General features: G+C 72.0%; 18 protein-coding genes and 1 pseudogene. All 19 read left to right on the forward strand.

All coding sequences use genetic code 11. The annotated features are described in order from the left end of the window. The first annotated feature begins 570 nt into the window (after positions 1-570). Positions 571-1,233: a hydrolase gene (locus tag KKZ08_RS36080; RefSeq protein WP_223778445.1), complete on the forward strand. Its 663-nt coding sequence runs from the start codon at positions 571-573 to the stop codon at positions 1,231-1,233. A 5-nt stretch (positions 1,234-1,238) separates the two neighbouring features. Next, on the forward strand, positions 1,239-1,745 hold the full coding sequence (locus KKZ08_RS36085) for a DoxX family protein (RefSeq protein ID WP_223778446.1): 507 nt from the start codon (positions 1,239-1,241) through the stop codon (positions 1,743-1,745). Positions 1,746-1,832: 87 nt separating this feature from the next. Next, on the forward strand, positions 1,833-2,411 hold the full coding sequence (locus tag KKZ08_RS36090; RefSeq protein WP_223778447.1) for a DNA starvation/stationary phase protection protein: 579 nt from the start codon (positions 1,833-1,835) through the stop codon (positions 2,409-2,411). A 55-nt stretch (positions 2,412-2,466) separates the two neighbouring features. Beyond that, a pseudogene (locus KKZ08_RS36095) lies at positions 2,467-2,637 on the forward strand (NAD-binding protein); the annotation flags it as partial. Then, positions 2,628-3,221, forward strand: coding sequence for an alpha/beta hydrolase (locus KKZ08_RS36100; RefSeq protein WP_223778448.1), 594 nt, complete (start codon positions 2,628-2,630; stop codon positions 3,219-3,221). The pseudogene KKZ08_RS36095 and the gene KKZ08_RS36100, both read left to right, overlap by 10 nt. 52 nt (positions 3,222-3,273) lie before the next feature. Then, positions 3,274-4,227, forward strand: a complete 954-nt coding sequence (locus tag KKZ08_RS36105; RefSeq protein ID WP_223778449.1) for an alpha/beta hydrolase — start codon at positions 3,274-3,276, stop codon at positions 4,225-4,227. A gap of 47 nt (positions 4,228-4,274) precedes the next feature. Then, positions 4,275-6,110, forward strand: a complete 1,836-nt coding sequence (locus KKZ08_RS36110; RefSeq protein ID WP_223779332.1) for an amidohydrolase — start codon at positions 4,275-4,277, stop codon at positions 6,108-6,110. Positions 6,111-6,126: 16 nt separating this feature from the next. Further along, positions 6,127-6,855 (forward strand): GPR1/FUN34/YaaH family transporter, encoded by a 729-nt coding sequence (locus tag KKZ08_RS36115; RefSeq protein ID WP_223778450.1) that lies wholly within the window; start codon positions 6,127-6,129, stop codon positions 6,853-6,855. A 46-nt stretch (positions 6,856-6,901) separates the two neighbouring features. Next, entirely contained in the window at positions 6,902-7,216 is a 315-nt protein-coding gene (locus KKZ08_RS36120; protein WP_223778451.1) for a GNAT family N-acetyltransferase, read from the forward strand. Between the two features lie 65 nt (positions 7,217-7,281). After that, positions 7,282-8,007: an alpha/beta hydrolase gene (locus tag KKZ08_RS36125; protein ID WP_223778452.1), complete on the forward strand. Its 726-nt coding sequence runs from the start codon at positions 7,282-7,284 to the stop codon at positions 8,005-8,007. A 102-nt stretch (positions 8,008-8,109) separates the two neighbouring features. Next, positions 8,110-9,441 carry an extracellular solute-binding protein gene (locus KKZ08_RS36130; RefSeq protein ID WP_223778453.1) on the forward strand — a complete coding sequence of 444 codons (1,332 nt, stop codon included), beginning with the start codon at positions 8,110-8,112 and terminating at the stop codon, positions 9,439-9,441. After that, positions 9,441-10,406 carry a sugar ABC transporter permease gene (locus KKZ08_RS36135; protein ID WP_223778454.1) on the forward strand — a complete coding sequence of 322 codons (966 nt, stop codon included), beginning with the start codon at positions 9,441-9,443 and terminating at the stop codon, positions 10,404-10,406. Before KKZ08_RS36130 ends, KKZ08_RS36135 begins: the two co-directional genes overlap by 1 nt. Then, positions 10,403-11,290 (forward strand): carbohydrate ABC transporter permease, encoded by an 888-nt coding sequence (locus KKZ08_RS36140; protein ID WP_223778455.1) that lies wholly within the window; start codon positions 10,403-10,405, stop codon positions 11,288-11,290. Before KKZ08_RS36135 ends, KKZ08_RS36140 begins: the two co-directional genes overlap by 4 nt. Then, positions 11,287-14,055, forward strand: coding sequence for an AAA family ATPase (locus KKZ08_RS36145; RefSeq protein WP_223778456.1), 2,769 nt, complete (start codon positions 11,287-11,289; stop codon positions 14,053-14,055). The genes KKZ08_RS36140 and KKZ08_RS36145 overlap by 4 nt, the downstream gene beginning before the upstream one ends. A 134-nt stretch (positions 14,056-14,189) precedes the next feature. Continuing rightward, on the forward strand, positions 14,190-15,026 hold the full coding sequence (locus KKZ08_RS36150) for an alpha/beta hydrolase (protein WP_223778457.1): 837 nt from the start codon (positions 14,190-14,192) through the stop codon (positions 15,024-15,026). Between the two features lie 103 nt (positions 15,027-15,129). Continuing rightward, positions 15,130-16,215 carry an LLM class flavin-dependent oxidoreductase gene (locus tag KKZ08_RS36155; protein ID WP_223778458.1) on the forward strand — a complete coding sequence of 362 codons (1,086 nt, stop codon included), beginning with the start codon at positions 15,130-15,132 and terminating at the stop codon, positions 16,213-16,215. After that, positions 16,212-16,826, forward strand: a complete 615-nt coding sequence (locus KKZ08_RS36160) for an FMN reductase (protein ID WP_223778459.1) — start codon at positions 16,212-16,214, stop codon at positions 16,824-16,826. The genes KKZ08_RS36155 and KKZ08_RS36160 overlap by 4 nt, the downstream gene beginning before the upstream one ends. A gap of 63 nt (positions 16,827-16,889) precedes the next feature. Then, positions 16,890-19,733 carry a LuxR family transcriptional regulator gene (locus KKZ08_RS36165; protein ID WP_223778460.1) on the forward strand — a complete coding sequence of 948 codons (2,844 nt, stop codon included), beginning with the start codon at positions 16,890-16,892 and terminating at the stop codon, positions 19,731-19,733. A 137-nt stretch (positions 19,734-19,870) separates the two neighbouring features. Continuing rightward, positions 19,871-21,118, forward strand: coding sequence for a helix-turn-helix domain-containing protein (locus KKZ08_RS36170; RefSeq protein WP_223778461.1), 1,248 nt, complete (start codon positions 19,871-19,873; stop codon positions 21,116-21,118). Positions 21,119-21,166 lie beyond the last annotated feature (48 nt).

The following is a 21,166-nucleotide window of genomic DNA, read 5'->3' on the forward strand; positions in this document are numbered from 1 at the left end:
GTCTGACGCACCGCTCGCCAGTCACCGGCAACGTGCACTCGTCGAGAACAGTCGAGTTGCCGTCTCTGCCGTGTGCACCATCAGGGCCATCCCCGCCGGCCGCCGCCAGCTGCGCCGTCGAACACTGGCGCTCGGGGCTGGCAAGAGCCGGCTGAACAGCGGAGTTGGTGGGCGAGGAGATCTTCTTGAAGTTGTCACCCTCACGCCGCTGACCTGTAGAAATTGGCTGTACAGGCGGTCCGACCTGCGGCGATCAATCTTTCCGACGCTTTCGTCCTACTGCCCCTCTGTACGGCCGATCCTCCCCGGTCGCTCCCCAACGCGGCTTCATCCTCCCCAGCGGCAGCCCGTTCCGCACCAGCGTTTCCACTGGTGCGGCGCCCCGTTGTGGGTACTTGCGCGTTGGCGCTCGTGACACTGTGCGGCTCTGACCGTTGACTGGTTGTGCGTTGTCGTGCCAACTCCTGGGCGCAGGAGGTCAACGCGGTCGCTCGGATCGCTCCTAGCTTGAAGAAGTGCCGAGCCGCGGAGGCGGCGGGCACGTTACCGATTGCTTCGAGAGGACCCCTCATGTTCGACATCAACAAGGTGCAGGCCGCCCCGAGCAAGGATCTGCTCACGCCGGACAACTCGGTCATGCTCTTCGTGGACCACCAGCCGCAGATGTTCTTCGGTACCGGGAGCGGCGATCGCGCCGCGATCATCAACAGCACCGTGGGTCTTGCCAAGGCGGCGCAGGCCTTCGACGTGCCGGCTGTTCTGACCACGGTCGCCGCGGAGTCGTTTTCCGGTCCCCTGCTGCCGCAGCTCGCCGAGGTGTTTCCCGAGCAGGAGGTCATCGACCGTACGACCATGAACGCCTGGGAGGACGAGGCGCTCGTGGCGGCGGTCAAGGCGACCGGACGCAAGAAGATCATCCTCTCCGGCCTGTGGACCGAGGTCTGCCTCGTGCTGCCCGCCCTCTCCGCCCTGGAGCAGGGTTACGAGGTGTACGTGGTCTCCGACGCGTCCGGCGGCGTCAGCCCGGCCGCCCACGAGCACGCGTTGCAGCGGATGCTGGCCGCCGGTGCGGTGCCGGTGACCTGGGTGCAGGTACTTCTTGAGCTGCAGCGCGACTGGGCGCGCCAGGAGACGTACCCGGCGGTCATGGAGATCGTCAAGGCGCATGCGGGCGCGTACGGCCTGGGTGTCGTGTACGCGCAGAGCGTCATCGGCGCGCACGCGGCGGGCTGACCTCCTTGGACACCGGCATCCTGATCCTGCGTCTGCTGGTGGGGCTGCTCGTCGCCGGCCACGGGGTGCAGAAGGTCAGTTCGCACCTGGGCGGCAGGGGGCTCGAGGGCGGCGCGGAGGAGTTCCGCGCTGACGGGTTCCGCGGCGGAGTGCTGACCGCCCTGGCGGCGGGCGGGGGGCAGATCGGATCAGGTCTGCTGCTCGCCGCCGGCGTCCTGACCCCGCTGGCGGCGACCGGCGTCATCGGGGTCATGACGGTCGCTCTCACCGTGAAATGGCGCCATGGGCTATGGGTGCAGAACGACGGGTACGAGTATCCGCTCGTCCTCGTCGGTACTGCCGCCGCTCTCGCCACCACCGGCCCCGGCACCTGGTCCCTCGACGCGGTCCTCGGCCTCACGCCGTACCCGCCGTGGTGGGCCGCCCTCGCACTCGTGGCCGGCCTCGGCAGCGGACTGCTCACCCGGCTCGTCCTGCACCGGTCCACCGTCCCGGCGATCGCCGAGCGCTGAGCGCGCCGCAGACCGGGTCCGGCCGCCCACTCCCCCCAACCGGGCGGCCGGACCCTTCCCGCCCTCTTTCCCGAACAGGAGCACTCGATGGACTCCCTCACGACCCAGCGCGGCGGCGGCCAGCCGCTGCTGCACCAGAAGGGCGCCGAGACCCAGGCGTTCGGCACGCTCAAGCAGCTGCCGATCGGACTCGGCCACGACACCCGCATGTACGCCTGCCAACGGCTGAACCGCGTACTCGCCGACACGCAGATCCTGTACGCCCTCTACAAGAAGCACCACTGGCTCATGCGCGGGGCGACCTTCTACTCGCTCCACCTGATGCTGGACAAGCACGCGGAAGCCCAACTGGCCATCGTGGACGCGCTGGCCGAGCGGGTCCAGAGCCTCGGCGGCGTCGCCGTCGGAGACCCGCGCCACGTCGCGGAGCTGACCGCTGTACCCCGGCCGCCGGATGGCGTCGAGCCGGTGCCCGTCATGCTGTCGCGGCTCCTCGACGCGCACGAGCGGATCCTGATCGAGGCGCGGGACGCCGCCGCCCGGATCTCGGCGGAAGGCGACGAGGGCAGCACCGACCTCCTCGTCTCCGACGTCATCCGCACCGGCGAGGCACAGGTGTGGTTCCTGGCCGAGCACCTCGTGGACACCCCTCTGGTACGCGGCTGATGGACCCGTACGACGTCGTCGTGGTCGATGGCGGGCCAGGTGGCGAGGTGGTGCCTGGACCAACCGGCAGGCCACCACGGCCGCCGTCGTGCCCGGGCGGCTCGTCGTCATCGGCGGGGGAGCGGTGGCCTGCGAGATGACCACGGCGCGGCGCTCGCTCGGCTCCTCCGTCACCCTCCTCGTCCGTGATCGAGCCCTGCTGACCGGCTGGGAGCCGTGCGCGGGCTCGCGGCGGACACCGCCTACCTGCGCAGTGTGCTGGCTGCCGTCGACGGCCCCGTCGTCCTGGTCGGCCACTCCTACGGCGGCGGCGTCAGTGGCGCCGCGGTGGGCAACAGCCGCGTGCAGGCCCTGGTTTGCATCGCCGCGTTCACCCCGGACAAGAGTGAGAGCGCAGCCGAGCTTGCCGCCAAGTTCTCCGGCTCCACCCTCGGCGACACGGTGAACCCGCAGTCGTACCCGCTGCCCGGCGGCGGCACCGGAACCGAACTCGTCATCGACCGGGCCAAGTTCCACCGGCAGATCGCCGCCGACGTCCCCACCGCAGACGCGGCCTTCATGGCCGCGGCCCAGCGTCCTGTCGCCACCGCCGCGCTGGAGGAGAAGGCCGGGAAAGCAGCCTGGAAAACGATCCCTTCCCGGGCGCTGATCACCACGGCCGACAAGAACATCCCGCCGGCCGCTGGACGGTGGATGGCCCGCCGCGCCGGCTCGCACGTCACCGAGGTGGACGCGTCGCACGCCGTGGCCGTCTCCCGTCCCGCCGTGGTCGCCGACGTGATCCTCGACGCCGTGCGGGCGACTCGCTGAGCCCTCGACCTTCCCTGTCCCGTCCCGTACATCCCCCCAAGGAGAGCCCTTCATGAAGAACCGACCGATACTCGAACCCGCCGCGCAGGCCTTCGCCGACGCCACCGCCCAGCCGCCGTTCCTCCACCAGATCCCCGTGGCGGACGGCCGCAAGGCCGTCGACGGTGTCCAGAGCGGCGAGGGTGTCCCGCTGCCCGCCGTCGACGAGGAGTGGATCACCGTCCACGGTGGCCCGACCGGCGACGTCCGTGCCCGGATCGTCCGCCCGCGCGGCGCGACCGGCCCGCTTCCCGTGGTCCTCTACATCCACGGAGCGGGCTGGGTGTTCGGCAACGCCCACACCCACGACCGGCTGGTCCGTGAACTCGCCGTCGGCACGGGGGCGGCTGTCGTGTTCCCCGAATACGACCTGTCGCCCGAGGCCCGCTACCCCGTCGCGATCGAGCAGAACTACAGCGTCGCCCAGTGGGTCACCCGCGAGGGCCACCACAAGGACCTCGACGGTACCCGGATCGCCGTCGCGGGCGACTCCGTGGGCGGCAACATGAGCGCGGCCCTGACCCTGATGGCCAAGCAGCGCGGTGACGTCCGCATCGCCCACCAGGTCCTCTTCTACCCGGTGACCGACGCGGGCTTCGACACCGACTCGTACCACGCCTTCGGCGAGGGCTACTTCCTGCGCCGTGACGCGATGAATTGGTTCTGGGACCAGTACACGACGCAGGAGGCCGAGCGGGCCCAGATCACCGCTTCGCCGCTGCGTGCCTCCACCGAGCAGCTGACCGGGCTGCCGCCGGCCCTGGTCATCACCGCCGAGGCCGACGTCCTGCGCGACGAGGGCGAGGCGTACGCGGCGAAGCTCCGCGCCGCCGGCGTCCCCGTCACCGCGCTGCGCGTCCAGGGAACCATCCACGACTTCGTCATGCTGAACGACCTGCGCCGGACGCAGGCCGCGGAACTCGCCATCGGCCTCGCCACCGACGCCCTCCGCAAGGCCCTCGCATGACCGGGCCGTCGACACACGGAACCTCCGTGCACGGGCAGTCGGCGAGCATGCCGGTGGCGGGCCTCGTCCCCGGCACGCGCCGGGAACACGAGCACGCCGACCTCCTGGTCCGCAACGCCAGGGTCTTCACCGGTGACGCCGCCCGCCCCGAGGCCCGTGCCGTCGCGATCCGCGACGGCCGGATCGCGGCCCTCGGCGACGACCACGGCCTCGCCCACCTCGTCGGCCCCGGAACGAGGGTGGTCGACGCTCTCGGCCGCCGGGTGATCCCCGGTCTCAACGACTCGCACCTGCACGTGATCAGGGGCGGCCTGAACTACGTCCTGGAACTGCGCTGGGACGGCGTGCGCAGCCTCCGCCACGCCCTCGCGATGCTGCGCGAGCAGGCCGGCCGCACCCCGAAGGGGCAGTGGATCCGGGTGGTGGGCGGCTGGACCGCCGAGCAGTTCGCCGAGCGCAGGATGCCGACCGTCGCCGAACTCAACGCCGCCGCCCCCGACACCCCCGTCTTCGTCCTGCACCTCTACCAGTCGGCCCTGATGAACCGGGCCGCGGTGCGGGCGGCCGGGTTCACCCGCGACACCCCGGATCCCCGCGGCGGCCAGATCGTCCGCGGCCGGGACGGCGAACCCAACGGCGTGCTGCTCGCGGCGCCGGGCGCCCTGATCCTGTACTCGACCCTGGCCAAGGCACCGGCCCTCGACGAGGCCGACAAGCGGACGTCGACACGCCACTTCCTGCGGGAGCTGAACCGTTTCGGACTGACCTCCGCGGTCGACGCCGCCGGCGGATTCCAGAACTTCCCCGACAACTACGCCACCGTCATGGACCTGGCGGCGTCGGGCGAGCTGTCCCTGCGGATCGCCTACCACCTGTTCCCGCAGACGGCGGGCCAGGAGCTGGCCGACCTGAAGCGCTGGACGGAGATGGTCAAGCCCGGCGACGGCGACGAGTGGCTCCGGCTCAACGGCGCGGGAGAGAACCTCACGTGGGCCGCCGCCGACTTCGAGAACTTCTCCGAACCCCGGCCCGAACTCGCCGCGGGATACGAGGCCGAGTTCGAGAGCGCCGTACGGCTCCTGATGGAGAACGGCTGGGGCTTCCGGCTCCACGCGACCTACGACGAGACGATCCGCCGCGACCTGGCCGTCTTCGAGAAACTCGCCGCGGAGGGACTCTTCCCCGGCGGCAACCGCTGGCTCTTCGACCACGCGGAGACCGTCTCGGCCGGCAGCCTGGACCGGATCGCCGCCCTCGGCGGTGCCGTCTCCGTCCAGAACCGCATGTCCTTCCAGGGCACCGCCTTCCGCGACCGCTACGGCGCCGAGGCCGCCGCCCACACCCCGCCGGTCCGGGCCATGCTCGACCGGGGCCTGACCCGCCGACGACGACCGACCGTGGCGCTCCACTGGCTGGTGACCGGGCGGACCGTCGGTGGCACGGCCCTCAGCCCGGCCGGGAACCCGATCGACCGGGAGACCGCCCTCGGCCTCTACACCCGCGGCGGGGCGGAGCTCACCGGCGAGCAGGACGTCAAGGGAACCCTCCGTGAGGGCTTCTACGGAGACCTCGCGATCCTGTCCGACGACTACCTCACCGTGCCCGAGGCCGTCATCCCCGACATCGAAGCCGTACTCACGGTCGTCGGCGGCCGGATCGTCCACGCCTGCGCCGAGTACGCGGGTCTCGACGAGGCCATCCCGCCGGTGAGCCCGGCCTGGAGCCCCGTGGCCCACTTCGGCGGCTACCAGAGCGGCGCGCGTCAGGCGTCGATGGTGGCCGAGGCCGTCGCCGAGTCCGAGCAGCACCGCCACTGGCGTGTCGCCCGAGGCTCCGTTCCCGACACGACGCCGTCCTTCGTCGACCCCTGCTTCGAGCACTGAAAGAGAGATCCACCCGATGTCCGCAGCTTCCCCCGCCGCCGACGGTGGCGACACCCCGGCGGCCCCGCCCCCGGGACGCCGTTTCGAGCCGGACCTCCGGTCGATGACCCGGATCAACCTGCGCCCCATCGCTTCCCCCATGCCGCTGGGCTTCTTCACGATCGCCATCGCTTCCGTGATGACGGGCTGCCTTCAGCTGGGGCTGCTCGGTGAGGCGGCCCGCCCCGCCGTCGCCTTGACGGTGCTCCCGGCCTTCGCCCTCCAGCTCCTGGTGAGCGTCCTGGCCTTCGGCGCCCGTGACGTGATCGCGGCGACGCTGATGGCGGTGTTCGCCGGCAGCTGGCTGGCGTACGCGCTCATCATGTTCAGCGGCGCGGCCGACGGCCTCCAGGTCCTCGGCGTGTTCAACCTGGCGCTCCTCGGTTTCGGGGCCTTGATGACCGCCGTGACGCGGCCCAAGCGCGCGCTGTGGTTCGTCATCGTGGCCTCCCTGCCCCGCTGGGCGGCCACCGGCCTCGCGGGCATCACCGGTGCCGAATGGCTGACGCTCACGGCCGGCGCGCTCGGCTTCGTGGTGGCGCTCGTCGCGATGTACACGGCGTTCGCCCTGATGCTCGAGGACATGCGCAGCGAGCAGGTCCTGCCCATCGGCCGCAGCGGCCCCGCCCACTTCGCCGTGGAAGGCGACCTGGCCGTCCAACTGCGCAACCTGGAACGCCAGGCCGGCGTGCGCCGCACGCTCTGACCCGGCCCCGCCCGCCCCGCCACCCCACGACCGCACAGGAGCACCCATGGAACCGCAGGTGACGGACCGGCCCGAGAGGTCCCGGTACGAGATCCTCGCCGGTGACGACGGCGCCGGGACCGCCGGCTTCGCCGAGTACCACCTCTCGGAGGGCGAGATCGCCTTCCTCCACACCGAGATCGACAGCCGGTTCGCGGGCCGCGGCCTGGGCGGCGTCCTCGCCCGGGGAGCGCTCGACGACGCCCGGACCCGTGGGTTGCGGGTCCTGCCGTACTGCCCGTTCATCCGGGGGTGGATCGGCAAACACCCCGAGTACACCGACCTGGTTCCCGAGGCGAGGCGCGCCCGCTTCGGTCTGTGAAGCACCGCGCGTCCGTCTCCCGCATCCCCAGACCCGTCCCCAGCCACACACCGAGGAGTCCTCACATGTCCCGACACGCCCGCCCCACCGCCGTCCTGGTCCACGGCGCCTTCGCCGACGCCTCCAGCTTCGCCCGCGTCATTCCCGAACTGACCGCCGCCGGCATGGACGTGCTGGCCCCGGCCGTGCCCAACCGCGGCCTCGTCGACGACGCCGCCTACATCGCCTCGGTGATCCGCTCCGTCGAAGGCCCCGTGATCCTGGTCGGGCACTCCTACGGCGGCGCCGTCATCACCCTCGCCGGCACGGAGGACAACGTCCGCGCACTGGTGTACCTCGCGGGATACGCGCTGGAGGAGGGAGAGAGCCTGGGCGAGCTGCAGGGCCGCTTCCCCGAGTCCGGCCTCGCCGACGCGCTCGTCCAGACCCCGTTCCCGGTGGCCGGGTCCACCGAGACCGGTACGGACGTCTCGGTGAAGATCGAGGAGTTCCCCGCCCTCTTCGCGGCGGACATCGACCCCGGCCTCGCCGCGGTGCTCGCCGTCTCCCAGCGCCCCCTGGCCGCGCGTGCCTTCTCGGAGGCGGCGCCGGTCGCGGCGTGGAAGACCAAGCCCTCGTGGGGCCTGGTCGCCACCTCCGACCAGACCATCAACCCCGATGTGGAGCGCTACGGCTACGAGCGCGCCGGCATGACCATCGTCGAGGTCGACTCCTCCCACCTGGTCATGCTCGCCCAGCACAAGGCCGTGGCGGAGCTGATCCAGGAAGCGGCCCGGTCCACCGCCCGCTGACCCGATCAGTCAAGATCTAACGATTAGTCGATTTTATTCGAGCGCTGGTAGCTTCTGATCGCCCCCAGACCTCTTCGGCGGGCGATCGGAGGAGATACGCCCATGAGGTTCGGCGCGAGGCTCGCGCTCGCCGTCATCACGCTCGCCGCCCTTGCCACCGCCTGCGGTGTTCCGCAGAACAGTGGCCAGCGGACGCGTGCCGCCGCGGACTGCGGTCCGTACGCCAAGTACGGCAAGCACCCCGGCACCGAGGTCACCGTCTACGCGGAGAACCGGGACCGGGAGGCGGACCTGTTCGAAGAGACCTGGGCGGACTTCGCGGACTGCACGGGGATCGACGTCAAGTACGAGGGCGACGGGGAGTTCGAGGCCCAGATCCAGCTCCGGGTGGACGGCGGGAACGCTCCGGACGTGGCGTTCTTCCCTCAGCCCGGCCTCCTGGAACGCTTCGCGCGAGCGGGGAAGCTCAAGCCCGCGAGTGCCGGGGTCGCGGCCCTCGCGAAGCGCGGCTGGTCGGCGGACTGGAACAGCTACGCGACCGTGGAAGGCACCCTCTACGGCACGCCGCTGGTCGCGAACGTGAAGTCGTTCGTCTGGTACTCGCCGAAGTTCTTCCGCGACAGGGGACTGAGCGTTCCCCGCACGTGGTCCGAGCTGATGGCCGTGACGGAGAAGGTCGCGGCGTCGGGCGTCAAGCCGTGGTGCGCGGGCATCGAGTCCGCCGAGGCGACCGGCTTTCCCGTGACGGACTGGATCGAGGATGTCCTGCTGCGTCAGCAGGGGACGCACGTCTACGACCAGTGGGTCGCCCACAAGATCCCGTTCGACGACCCGCGGGTGATCAAGGCCATGGACACCGTGGGGTCCATCCTCAAGAACGACCGGTACGCCAACGGCGGTTTCGGTCCGGCCCGTTCGATGGCGTCGATCCCCTTCCAGGAGGCCGGCACACCGATTCTCTCCGGTGACTGTGCGATGCACCGCCAGGCCTCGTTCTACGCCGACATGTGGCCGAAGGGCACCGGGATCGGGCCGGACGAGGACGTCTACGTCTTCCTCCTGCCGGGGGCCGAGCCGGCCGACCATCCCGTACTGGGCGGTGGGGTGTTCGCCGCGGCGTTCGCCGACCGTCCCGAAGTGCGGGCCTACCAGGAGTACCTGGCCTCCGCGGAGTTCGCGAACGCTCGGATGAAGAAGGGCCCGTTCGTCTCGGCGAACAAGGGCGTGGATCCGGCGAATGCCGCCACCCCGGTCGACAGGCTCTCGATCCAGCTGCTCCAGGATCCCGGGACACGGTTCAGGTTCGACGGTTCGGACCTGATGCCCGCTTCGGTCGGCGCCGGGACGTTCTGGAAGGGGTCCGTCGACTGGATCGGCGGCGCGAGCACCCGGCGGGTCGCCGAGTCCGTCGAACGGTCCTGGCCGAGCCACTGATGCCGTTCGACGTCGTCGCCCAGCAGCCCAAGCTGCTGTACCTGCTCCAGGGCCTCGCCGCCTTCGCGGCGGTGGTCTCCCTGATCGTGCTGGCGCTGCACCGGGGGCCGGTCAGGAGAAGGGCCGCGGTCCTCCTCCTGCTGGCCCCCGCGCTGCTGCTGCTCACGGTGGGTCTCCTCCTGCCCGCTCTGCGCACCCTGGCGCTGTCGTTCACGGGGAACGGGGGAGCCACGTGGGCCGGCTTCGACAACTACGTGTGGATGTTCACCGACCCCCGGGCGCTGGTCGCGCTGGGCAACACCCTGGCCTGGGTGGTGCTCGTGCCGTCGCTGGCGACCTCCGTCGGCCTGCTCTACGCGGCGGCCGTCGTACGGTCGCGGTGGGAAGCGCTCGCGCTGTCGCTCGTCCTGATGCCCATGGCGATCTCGCTCGTCGGCGCGGGTGTCGTGTGGAAGTTCGTCTATGCCTACCGCCCCGCGGAGGGCGCGCAGATCGGGCTGCTGAACCAGGTCGTCGTCGCGTTCGGCGGCGAACCGAGGCAATGGCTCGTCGACTCTCCCTGGAACGTCCTGTTCCTCATCGTGGTGATGGTGTGGGCCCAGGCGGGCTTCGCGGCCGTCCTGCTGGCCGGCGCGATCAGGGCCGTTCCGCGGGAGCTGACCGAGGCGGCCCGACTCGACGGCGCGTCGCCCCGGCAGATCTTCTGGCGGATCACCATGCCGTCGATCCGGCCCACGCTGCTCGTCGTCGTCCTCGCCCAGGCGATCGGAACCTTCAAGGCCTTCGACGTCGTCAAGACCATGACCGGCGGACAGTTCGACACGGGCGTCATCGCCCACGAGATGTACGACCAGGCCTTCCGCTACGGCGAGACGGGCCGCGGCGCGGCGTTCGCCGTGCTCCTCTTCGTCCTCGTCACTCCCTTCGTCGCCCACCAGGTCCGGGCACAGCGGAGGGCGGGGTGAACGGCGTCCGGGAGCGTCTGGCCTCCCGCGCCTTCACAGCGGTCGCCGTGGTGATCGCGATCCTCTGGACGACACCGACCCTCGGCCTCCTGCTCTCCTCGTTCCGCCCAGAGGAGGAGATCAAGACCACGGGCTGGTGGACCGTGTTCGGCACGCCGCACCTCACGCTCGACAACTACGCAGAGGTGCTGTCCGGCGGCGGAAACGGGTCAGGGCGGCTCGCGGAGTACTTCGTCAACTCCGTCGTCATCACCCTCCCCTCGGTGCTGTTCCCGCTCGTCCTCGCGTTCCTGGCGGCGTACGCCCTGGCGTGGATCGACTTCAGGGGACGGGACGCGCTCGTCGTCGGCATCTTCGCGCTCCAGGTGGTGCCGCTCCAGATGGCGCTCGTCCCCCTCCTCAAGCTGTTCTCCCAGGGCTGGCTGTTCCTGCCCGCCTGGGACCCCACCGGCCCCGCGCGTTTTGGCCAGGCCTGGTTCGCCCACACGGTGTTCGCGCTGCCGTTCGCGGTGTTCCTCCTGCACAACTTCCTCGCGGGGCTGCCCCGGGACCTGATCGAGGCCGCCCGCGTCGACGGCGCGTCGCACGGGACGCTGCTGCTCCGGATCGTGCTGCCCCTGGCCCGCCCGGCCCTGGCCTCCTTCGCGATCATTCAGTTCATCTGGGTGTGGAACGACCTCCTGGTGGCCCTGACGCTGTCGGGCGGGACGGCCGAGACCGCGCCGATGACGGTCCGACTGGCGAGCCTGGCCGGGACGTACGGCAACGAGTGGCAGCGGCTCACCGCGGGAGCCTTCGTGGCGGCGTTCGTCCCGCTGCTCGTCTTCTTCGCCCTCCGGCGGCACTTCGCACGGGGACTGCTCGCCGGATCGGTCAAGGGATGAGCCCCGGCCGGCGTGAGGGGGAAGGCAGGGCGGTGCCCGGGAGCGCGGCGCTGAGCCGGCCCGGGCTGCGGGGCCGCGAAGCCGAGCTGGAGCGCCTGCGCGCCCTGGTCGACGCGGTGCGCGACGGCGAGGGAGGAACGATCGCGCTGCTCCTGGGCGAGCCCGGGATCGGGAAGACCGTACTGCTGCAGGAGACCGTCTCGATCGCACGGGCGCACGGCTTCCTCGTCAGCCACGGCTGCGCCGAGGAACTGCACGAGCTGGCACCGCTCGCCTCGCTGGCCTCCGGCCTCCTGCACGGGGACCCGCCGCTGCTGTCGAGTACGGATTTCGCGGACCTCGCGGGCCACCACGACCAGCGCGTCTGGCTCGTCGAACGACTGGCCCAGCTGATCGAGGAGCGCTCGGCGGGCAGGCCCGTACTGATCGCGGTCGACGACGTCCAATGGGCCGACCCGCTGAGCCGGTTCGCCCTGAGTGTGATGCCGGCACGGCTGCTCAGCTCCCCGGTCCTCTGGTTGCTCACGGGCAGGAACGACCCGGAACTGCACGGGCAGGGGCCACGGACGACGACCCTCCCCCTCCGGCCGCTGTCCGGCACGGCCCTGACCGAGCTGGCCCGGGACGTCCTCGGCGGGAACGTGCCGACGCGGGTCGCGGAACTCCTCGACGGGGCGGGAGGCAACCCCTTCCTCGCGGCCGAGATGCTCACGGGCATCGCGGCGTCGGGCGCGGACACGCCGGAGCCGCCCAAGCGGCTGGTCCTCGGCGTACGCGACCGGCTGGCCGATCTCCGGCCGGACACCCTCCACTTCCTGCGGATCGGCTCGGTCCTCGGTCGCGCGTTCTCCCTCGCGGACGCCGCCGCCCTGTGCGGCCGGCCCGCGTCCGGCCTCAGCGCCGAAGTGGATGAGGCGATCACGGCCGCCCTCCTCCACGACGACGGCGAACGCCTCCTGTTCCGCCACGACCTGCTCCGTCAGGCGGTGTACGCCGATCTCGCCCCCTCCGTACGCCGGGCGCTGCACCGCGAGGCCGCGAGCCGGCTCGTCGCGGCGGGCCGGAGCTCCACCGACGCGGTCCCGCATCTGCTGAAAAGCGCCGAACCCGGCGACCAGGAGGCGATCGCGCTGCTCGGCACGGCGGCCGCGGACGTGATCGCCGTGATGCCCGACCTCGCCGCCGACCTGGCCGTACGCGCCCTGGAACTCGTACCGCCCCATGCGCCCATGGTCTTCGACGTGGGAGAACGGGCCGTCGTCGCGCTGACCCGCGCGGGCCGGTACGTCCAGGCACGGGACACCGGGGACATGCTGCTCGCCCGGCAGCCGCCCCTGGACGTCTTCGCCCGCCTGCAGTCCGTGCTCGGCGACACGCTGTGGCACCTCGACGACGTCCACGAGCTGACCCGCCGCTCGACGGCAGCACTGGCAGCCGTCACCGACCCGGTGATCCGCGCCCGGCTCACCGCCCGGCAGGCCCTCGCCCGGTCCCGCGGGCGCGACCTCGATGCCGCTCGCGAGACCGGCGAACGGGCGCTCGCCGAGGCGGAGCGGTCCGGTGACAGGGAGGCCCGTGTCCTCGCGCTGTGGGGTCTCGGCGAGATCGCCCTCAACGCGGGCGACTGCGCCGCCGCCGTCGGACACCACACGGCGCTGAGCGTGTTCGACACGGCCTTCCTGCCCGAGGAGGCCGTCGCCCGCATCCACCTGGACGACTTCGACACCGTACGGCGACTGCTCCGGACGGCAGGCGACGCACCCCTGCGCCCCGCCATGCTGGTCTGGGCGCAGGGAACCCTGAACATGGGGCTCGGCCGGCTCGATGACGCGGACGCCGACTTCGTCACCGCCGAGCGGCTCGAAGCGGACCTCCACGTGCCCGGCAACCTGGTCAACATCCGCGTCAACCGAGGCATCCTCGCGATGCTGCGCGGCGACCGCGAAGCCGCGCTGGAACACCTGGACGTCGTGCGGGCGGCCGTGGCCGAGCGGCCGAACACGGGCAACCACGCCACGCACCAGTACTTCGAGGCCGTCGTCGCCGAAGCCGGGGGCGACCACGCGGCAGCGGCCGAACTGGTCCGGTCCGTCCAGCGCGACCATCCCTTCTTCCGCTGGCGGCTCCTGCGCCCCCATGCCGCCCAGGCCGTGCGGATCGCCCTGCGCGGCGGGGACCGGAACCTGGCCGAGGGCCTCGCGGCCCAGGCGGCGGAGCACGCCACCCGCAACCCTTCCGTGCCCACCGCACAGGGGACGGCCGCCCACGTGGCCGGCCTGGTGAACGCCGACCACAAACTCCTGGAGCAGTCGGTCCGCGTCCTGCTCACCGGCCCCAGGCCGCTGCCGCTCGCCGCCGCGTCCGCCGACCTCGGGCGCGCGCTTCTCGAGGCCGGCGACCCCGCTGCGGCACCCGCCCTGACCAGGGCGCACGACCTGTACGCCCAGGCGGGGGCCGACGCCGAGGCAGACCGGGTGCGGGCCGACCTGGAACGGGCCACGAGCCGCTCCGGCCGACGCGCCGGAGGCCCTCGGCCGCGCCTCGGCCAGGGCTGGGACGCGCTCACGGCCTCGGAACGCAAGGTGGCCCGGCTGATCGCCGCGGGCCACACCAACCGGTCGGCCGCGGAGGTCCTCGTCGTCTCGCCGCACACGGTCAACACCCATCTGGCGTCGATCTTCCGCAAGCTCTCGGTGCGCTCGCGGGTCCACCTGGCCCGGATCGTGCTCGCGCAGGACGACGCCGAAACAGCCACCGGCGGCTGAGTGACCTCGGCGCCCCCGTGCAAGGTGTGGTGCGCGGTACGGCAACAGGAGGTGCGGGACCGGTCCTAGCGTGACGGGCATGCCGCGCCGCTCCGACGCGCGGACCAGCCGACCCGAATCGAGGAAGCATCCCCATGCCGTACATCACCGTGGGCCAGGAGAACACCAACCCCGTCGAGCTGTACTTCGAGGACCAGGGCAGCGGTCAGCCCGTCGTCCTCATCCACGGCTTCCCTCTCGACGGCCACTCCTGGGAGCGACAGAGCGCCGCGCTCCTCGATGCCGGCTACCGCGTGATCACGTACGACCGCCGCGGTTTCGGGCAGTCCTCCCAGCCGACCACCGGCTACGACTACGACACCTTCGCCGCCGACCTGAACACCGTGCTGGAGACCCTCGACCTGAAGGACGCCGTCCTGGTCGGGTTCTCCATGGGCACCGGCGAGGTCGCCCGCTACGTGTCCACGTACGGCTCCGGCCGCGTCGCCAAGGTCGCCTTCCTCGCCTCGCTCGAACCCTGCCTGCTGAAGAGCGACGACAACCCCGACGGCGTCGCCCCGAAGGAGTTCTTCGACGGCATCGTCGCCGCCGTGAAGGCCGACCGCTACGCCTACTACACGGCCTTCTTCAACGACTTCTACAACCTCGACGAGAACCTCGGCACCCGCATCAGCGAGGAAGCGGTCCGCAACAGCTGGAACACCGCGGCCCGCGGCGGCTCCTTCGCCGCGTCCGCCGCGCCGGCGACCTGGTACACCGACTTCCGCGCCGACATCCCCGCCGTGGACGTGCCCGCCCTGATCCTGCACGGCACGGCCGACCGCATCCTGCCGGCCGAGGGCACCGCCCGCCCGTTCCACAAGGCGCTCCCGTCGGCCGACTACGTCGAGATCGAGGGCGCCCCGCACGGTCTGCTGTGGACCCACGCGGAGGAGGTCAACACCGCCCTCCTCGCCTTCCTGGCGAAGTGACGCCGCCCCGTTGACCCGCCGGGTGACGCCGGAGCACCCGGCGTCACCCCGCCCCCCGGTTCCCGGCGCGGGAACCGGACGAGCCCAGGAGAGCAGACACCCCATGCAGTTCGGCATCTTCACCGTCGGGGACGTGACCCCCGACCCAACCACCGGCCGCACGCCGACCGAACACGAGCGCATCAAGGCGATGGTCGCCATCGCCCTCAAGGCGGAGGAGGTCGGCCTCGACGTCTTCGCGACGGGCGAGCACCACAACCCGCCGTTCGTCCCGTCGTCGCCGACGACCCTGCTCGGCCACATCGCCGCCCGCACCGAGAAGCTGATCCTGTCCACGTCCACGACGCTGATCACCACCAACGACCCGGTGAAGATCGCCGAGGACTACGCGATGCTCCAGCACCTGGCCGACGGCCGGGTCGACCTCATGCTGGGGCGCGGCAACACCGGCCCGGTCTACCCGTGGTTCGGGCAGGACATCCGCCGGGGCATCGACCTCGCCAAGGAGAACTACGCGCTGCTGCGCCGGCTGTGGCGCGAGGACGTCGTGGACTGGGAGGGCACGTTCCGTACGCCGCTCCAGTCCTTCACATCGACACCCCGGCCCCTGGACGGCGTCCCGCCCTTCGTCTGGCACGGGTCCATCAGGTCCCCCGAGATAGCGGAGCAGGCCGCCTTCTACGGCGACGGCTTCTTCCACAACAACATCTTCTGGCCGGCCGACCACACCAGGCGCATGGTGCAGCTCTACCGGCGCCGGTTCGCGCACCACGGCCACGGCCGTCCGGAGGACGCCGTCGTCGGCCTGGGCGGACAGGTCTTCATGCGCAAGAACTCCCAGGACGCCGTGAACGAGTTCCGTCCCTACTTCGACAACGCTCCCGTGTACGGACACGGCCCGTCGCTGGAGGACTTCACCGAGCAGACCCCGCTGACGGTGGGCTCTCCCCAGCAGGTCATCGAGCGGACCCTGTCGTTCCGGGAGAGCGTCGGCGACTATCAGCGCCAGCTGTTCCTGATGGACCACGCGGGCCTGCCCCTGAAGACCGTCCTCGAACAGCTGGACATCCTCGGCGAAGAGGTCGTGCCTGTGCTCCGGAGGGAGTTCGCACGCGGGCGGCCGGCCGACGTGCCGGAGGCTCCCACGCACGCGTCCCTGCGAGCCGTCCGGGAGGTGTCCGCCGCGTGAAGCTGACCGTCGTCTCCGCGGGGCTGAGCACCCCCTCCTCCACCCGCCTGCTCGCGGACCGGCTGGCCGAGGCCGCCGGCGACGAACTCGCCGCCCGGGGGCAGGCGCCGTCGACCGAGGTCGTGGAGCTGCGGGAACTGGCCGGCGACATCGCCGACCACCTCGTGACCGGCTTCCCACCGCCGCGGCTGAGCGCCGCGATCGACACGGTGACGACGGCCGACGGCCTGATCGTGGTGACTCCGGTGTTCGCGGCCTCCTACAGCGGTCTCTTCAAGTCCTTCTTCGACGTGATCGATCCGGACGCCCTCTCCCGGAAGCCGGTCCTGACCGCGGCGACGGGCGGCACCGCCCGCCACTCCCTGGTCCTCGAGCACGCCGTGCGCCCGCTCTTCGCCTATCTCCGTGCCGTCGTCGTCCCCACCGCCGTGTTCGCGGCCTCCGAGGACTGGGGCTCGGGCGGAGACGAGTACACCCACGGTCTGCCCGGCCGTGTCCACCGGGCGGGCGCCGAGCTCGCCACGCTCATGGCGGCGCGCCCGGCCGGTGCGGAGCCCGAGGACGACGTCACCGTCCTCGAACGGCAACTCGCCGACCTGCGCTTCGACTGAGACGGGCCCTTGGCCGGGCGACGGCGGAGTGGTGGGCCCGCATGGTTCATACTGTTCCGCCGTATGAGCGTGAACCGAGTGACGACGAGGACCGTGCCCGGCGACCTCGATCGTGTACGGGCGCCCCTCCACGGCAGGGACGCCGAACTGGCGTTCATCGAGGCGCGGCTCGACGCGCTCGACCGGGGCGAAGGCGGGATCATCCGCGTCGAAGGCCCCCTCGGCATCGGCAGGTCCAGGGTCCTCGCGGAGGCCGCGGCAGCCGCGGAGCGGCGCGGAACGAGGGTGTTCGAGGGAGCGGCGGCCCCCGGCGAACAGCTCGTGCCGCTCGGCCCGCTCCTCGACGGCCTGCTCTCCGGCGAGGAACCGCTGTCGGGCGCCGTCCGCCTCAGGGACCTCGCCACGGCTCCCGGCCGGCGCTTCTGGCTGCTCCAGGAACTGGGGGACCGCTTGCGGGAGACGGCCCGAAACGGCCCCCTGCTCGTCGTCCTCGACGACCTCCAGTGGTGCGACGACCTGACCCTGCTCACCTTCAACACCCTCGCGGCCGGACTCTCGTCGCACGCCATCCTGTGGGTGGTCGCCGTGCGCGGCGGCAGCGTGCCGTCGGGAGTGCGCACGACCCTGGACAGGATCCGGCGGGCAGGAGCGCACGAGCTGGCGCTGGGAACGCTCGACGACCGGGCGACCGCGCGGATCACCGAGGACGTCCTCGGGGCCACCCCCGGCCCGGACGTCCTCCGCGTCGTCCGCCGCGCCGAAGGGGTCCCGCAGCTGCTGGTCGAGCTGCTCGGCCCGCTGCGGGAGGCGGTGACGATCGAGAACGGCACGGCCAGGCTGTCGGCCGGACCCCCCGCCCCACGGGAACTCCCCTCGGTCGTGCGCCGCCTCGGCCAGCTGTCCGAAGAGGCACGGGAGCTGGTCCGAACGGTGGCAGCCGTGGGCGGCCCGGTCACCATCGCGCTGCTGGCCGAACTGCTCGGCAGGTCCTCGGCGGCGCTCATCACCGCGGTGCGGGAATCCCTCGACGCCGATCTGCTCGCCGAGGACGGCGATCATCTCGCCTTCCGCCATGACCTGGTCCGCGAGGCGGTGGAAGCCAGCCTGCCCCTGGCCCTGCGACGGGCCGGGCACGGCCGGGTCGCCGAGCCGCCGCCGGGGAGCGTGGCCTTCCCCGCCGGGCGCCCCGGGCCGTCGGCCGGGAGAGCGGGGCCGGGAGACGCTGCGGAGGCCGGCCGGCTGCGCACCGAGGCAGCGGAACTCGCGGCCACCGCTCCGGGACGTGCCGCGGAACGGAGCCTCAAGGCCCTCGAACTCACCACCACGGACGCCCCGGAGCGGCCGCGGGTCGTCGCCGAGACGATCCCACTGCTCTGGCAGACGGGCCGGGCCGCCCAAGCGCGTGAGCTGGGAGCCGCCACCCTGGCGACCGGCGGTCTCGGACCGGCGGACGAGGCGCGCATACGCCTTGCCCTGGCACGCCTCGCCGTACCGTTCGACTTCTCCGAGGCGGTCCGGCAGGCCCGGGCGGGGGCGGCACTGCCCGGGACCCCCGTGGACGTCAGGGGGCGGCTGCTCGCCATGCTCGCCGTGGGCCTGTCGATGTCGGGCGAGCACGCCGCGGCCGAGCAGGTCGCCGCGCAGGCGTGGGAGACCGCGGCGGCAGCGGGGGACCGGTCCGCCGAGGCCACGCTGACGACGGTCCGCTCGGCTGTGAGTTTCCACCGCATGGACCTGACCGAGGCGTTCCGGCAGGCCGAGCGGGCCGCCGCGCTGGCCGACGCCCTGGGCGTAAGCACCTCGCTGTGGGTTCCCGAGGCCTTGTGGCACGCTCTCCTGTCGAACACCGCCGGACGCTCGGCGGAGGCGCTCGCCGCCGCGGAGGACGGCATCCGGATCACCGGGGAGCAGGGCCGGACGGCGGCCACCCGTATGTGGCTCATGACCCGGTCCCGCATCCTTCTGGAGGCCGGACGGCTGGCGGACGCCCGAGCCGACGCCGAAGCCGTGTCCGCGACGGCCGACGATCCAGGCCCCGGCAACCTCGCCGACGTAACGCTCCGGTACGTGATGATGCGCGTCGCCCTCCACACCGGCGACCGGCAGACCGCACGGGCGTACGCGGCGCAGGCGCGGCGCATGCGCAGCGACGACGCGCCCGTCGTCCGCCACTTCGGCTCCTGGATGCTGGCCCTGATGGCCGACTTCGAAGGCCGGCCCGACCGTGCCATGGCCGAACTCGACGAGACGATGACGTCACCCGCCGCGGACCGGCCGGCCTACGCCGGCTTGGTCGACCCCGCCGACGCCCCGGTCCTCGTCCGCCTGGCGCTGCGTGCCGGCGCGCACGAACGGGCCGCGCAGGCAGTGACCCTCGCCGAGCGGCTGGCCGCGCTCAACCCCGGCCTCACGCTGCTCGCCGCCAGCGCCGCGCACGCCCGCGGGCTCCTGGACAACGACCTCGCCCCTCTCGTACGCGCCGTCCGGCTGTACGAGGACTGCCCCCGGCCGTTGGCCCGGGCATCGGCACTGGAGGACGCCGGACGCAAGCTGGCGGCCACCCGCAGGTCCGAAGCGGTCCCGTACTTCGACACGGCCCTCACGCTCTATGCGCGAGCGGGCGCCGAGCGGGACGTCGCGCGCGTCCGCCGGCGCCTCCGGGCGTCCGGTGTCCGCCGCCGGCCCTCGACGGCCGGGCTCTCCGGTGCGTGGCCCGAGCTGACGGCCGCGGAGATACGGGTGGTACGGCTCGTGGCCCGCGGGCTGACCAACCACCAGGTGGCCGGGCACCTCTCCCTCTCGCCGCACACGGTGGGTTCGCACCTGCGCCGGGCCTTCACCAAGCTGGACATCACCTCACGCGCGGCACTGACCCGGCTGGTGAAGAAGCGCGACAGCGGAGAGTAGTCGCTTCGCATCCCCTGCGGGCGTCATGACAATGCACGATTCGTGTGATGTGCCGACGCCGTCACTTCCTCAGACTGATCAAGAGCCGCGGACATGGAGTAGCCCGCGGGGAACGTTGGTCGAGAGAGGAACAGCGCATGACCGCAAGGCTCCAGCGAGCCCGCCCCGGAAGCCCCGAGCTCCAGGCGCTCGTCGACGAGCTCGCGGAGCGGCTCGGCAGGTCCGTCGCCGTCGACGACCCGCTGGTCCGCATGGTCTGCACGAGCCGCCACTTCGGCGACGAGGACCCGGTCCGTATCGGCACCCTATTGCAGGGCCGCGCCGACAACGCGACCATCCGCTACGTCCTCGCCCAAGGCGTGACCCAGTGGTCCCGGGCCGGATTCATCGACGGCCGTGACGACCTCGGACTGCTGCCCCGCTACGTGGTGCCCCTGCGCGAGCGCGGGCATCTCCTCGGACTGCTCATGGTGGTCGTGCCCGAAAAGACGCTCACGGAGGACGAGACACGTGTCATCGCCCGGTCCGCGGACGCCATGGCCGCCCAGATGTACGGAGAGCACATCGCCGCCGACACCCGGAAGGCCGAGGAGCGGGACCTGGTCCTCGAACTCGTCGGTACCGACGTCGCCGCCCGTACCACCGCGCGCTGGCGAGGCCGGGAACTCGGATCGCTCGGAGCGGCGGAGCACGTCCTGGTCACCGTCGTCCAGCTGAGCTGCGCGACCGAGGTCGTACGGCAGCCCGAGGCGGCCCTGTGGGGGGCGCTGGAGGGGTTCCGGCAGACGCGTTCGGCCCAGGGCCTCATCGCGATCCGCAAGGACCGGGCGACACTGCTCCAGCTGCGCGACAGTCCGCCCGGCCAGGACGAGGTCACCGCACAGTCCGCTCGCATCCTGGACGAACTCCGCACCTTCCTGGGCCCGTCGGCGGACCCGGTGATCGGCGTCGGCGGCCGGCACCCCCGCCTGGACGACGCATGGACGTCGTACGAGCAGGCGCTCGTGGCGGCACGCGCGGCGCACCGGCTGCCCACCCTGAAGAGCGCCGGTGACTGGGAGCTGCTCGGGGAACTCGCGGTGCTGCTCCAGCTCCCCGAGCACGCCCTGAACGCGTCCTTGGTCCCGAAGCCGCTCCGTGTCCTGAGCGGCACTCATGGCGGCGACCGCCTGCGGGACACCCTGCGCTGCTTCCTCGAACATGCGGGATCGATACCCCGGACCGCGGACACGCTGGGCATCCACCGCACCTCGCTCTACTACCGCCTGCGCCAGATCCAGGAGATCACCGGACTCGATCTTGACGACGGCGCCCACCGGCTCACTCTGCACCTCGGCCTCAGGATCGAGGAACTCCTCGCCCCGGGTGCCGACGGGCCCGTCTGACCACGGATGCGCCCCGGCGACGCGACTTCGACAAAGCGAGAAGGATTC

Origin of the sequence: Streptomyces sp. 135 (genome assembly GCF_020026305.1) — a bacterium.
GTDB lineage: Bacteria > Actinomycetota > Actinomycetes > Streptomycetales > Streptomycetaceae > Streptomyces.

Coding starts and splice junctions, on each gene's coding strand:
- KKZ08_RS36130 (WP_223778453.1), top strand. CDS start 8,110: ATGAGGTTCGGCGCGAGGCTCGCGCTCGCCGTCATCACGCTCGCCGCC.
- KKZ08_RS36135 (WP_223778454.1), top strand. CDS start 9,441: ATGCCGTTCGACGTCGTCGCCCAGCAGCCCAAGCTGCTGTACCTGCTC.
- KKZ08_RS36125 (WP_223778452.1), top strand. CDS start 7,282: ATGTCCCGACACGCCCGCCCCACCGCCGTCCTGGTCCACGGCGCCTTC.
- KKZ08_RS36110 (WP_223779332.1), top strand. CDS start 4,275: ATGCCGGTGGCGGGCCTCGTCCCCGGCACGCGCCGGGAACACGAGCAC.
- KKZ08_RS36150 (WP_223778457.1), top strand. CDS start 14,190: ATGCCGTACATCACCGTGGGCCAGGAGAACACCAACCCCGTCGAGCTG.
- KKZ08_RS36115 (WP_223778450.1), top strand. CDS start 6,127: ATGTCCGCAGCTTCCCCCGCCGCCGACGGTGGCGACACCCCGGCGGCC.
- KKZ08_RS36155 (WP_223778458.1), top strand. CDS start 15,130: ATGCAGTTCGGCATCTTCACCGTCGGGGACGTGACCCCCGACCCAACC.
- KKZ08_RS36080 (WP_223778445.1), top strand. CDS start 571: ATGTTCGACATCAACAAGGTGCAGGCCGCCCCGAGCAAGGATCTGCTC.
- KKZ08_RS36145 (WP_223778456.1), top strand. CDS start 11,287: ATGAGCCCCGGCCGGCGTGAGGGGGAAGGCAGGGCGGTGCCCGGGAGC.
- KKZ08_RS36105 (WP_223778449.1), top strand. CDS start 3,274: ATGAAGAACCGACCGATACTCGAACCCGCCGCGCAGGCCTTCGCCGAC.
- KKZ08_RS36165 (WP_223778460.1), top strand. CDS start 16,890: ATGAGCGTGAACCGAGTGACGACGAGGACCGTGCCCGGCGACCTCGAT.
- KKZ08_RS36090 (WP_223778447.1), top strand. CDS start 1,833: ATGGACTCCCTCACGACCCAGCGCGGCGGCGGCCAGCCGCTGCTGCAC.
- KKZ08_RS36170 (WP_223778461.1), top strand. CDS start 19,871: ATGACCGCAAGGCTCCAGCGAGCCCGCCCCGGAAGCCCCGAGCTCCAG.
- KKZ08_RS36120 (WP_223778451.1), top strand. CDS start 6,902: ATGGAACCGCAGGTGACGGACCGGCCCGAGAGGTCCCGGTACGAGATC.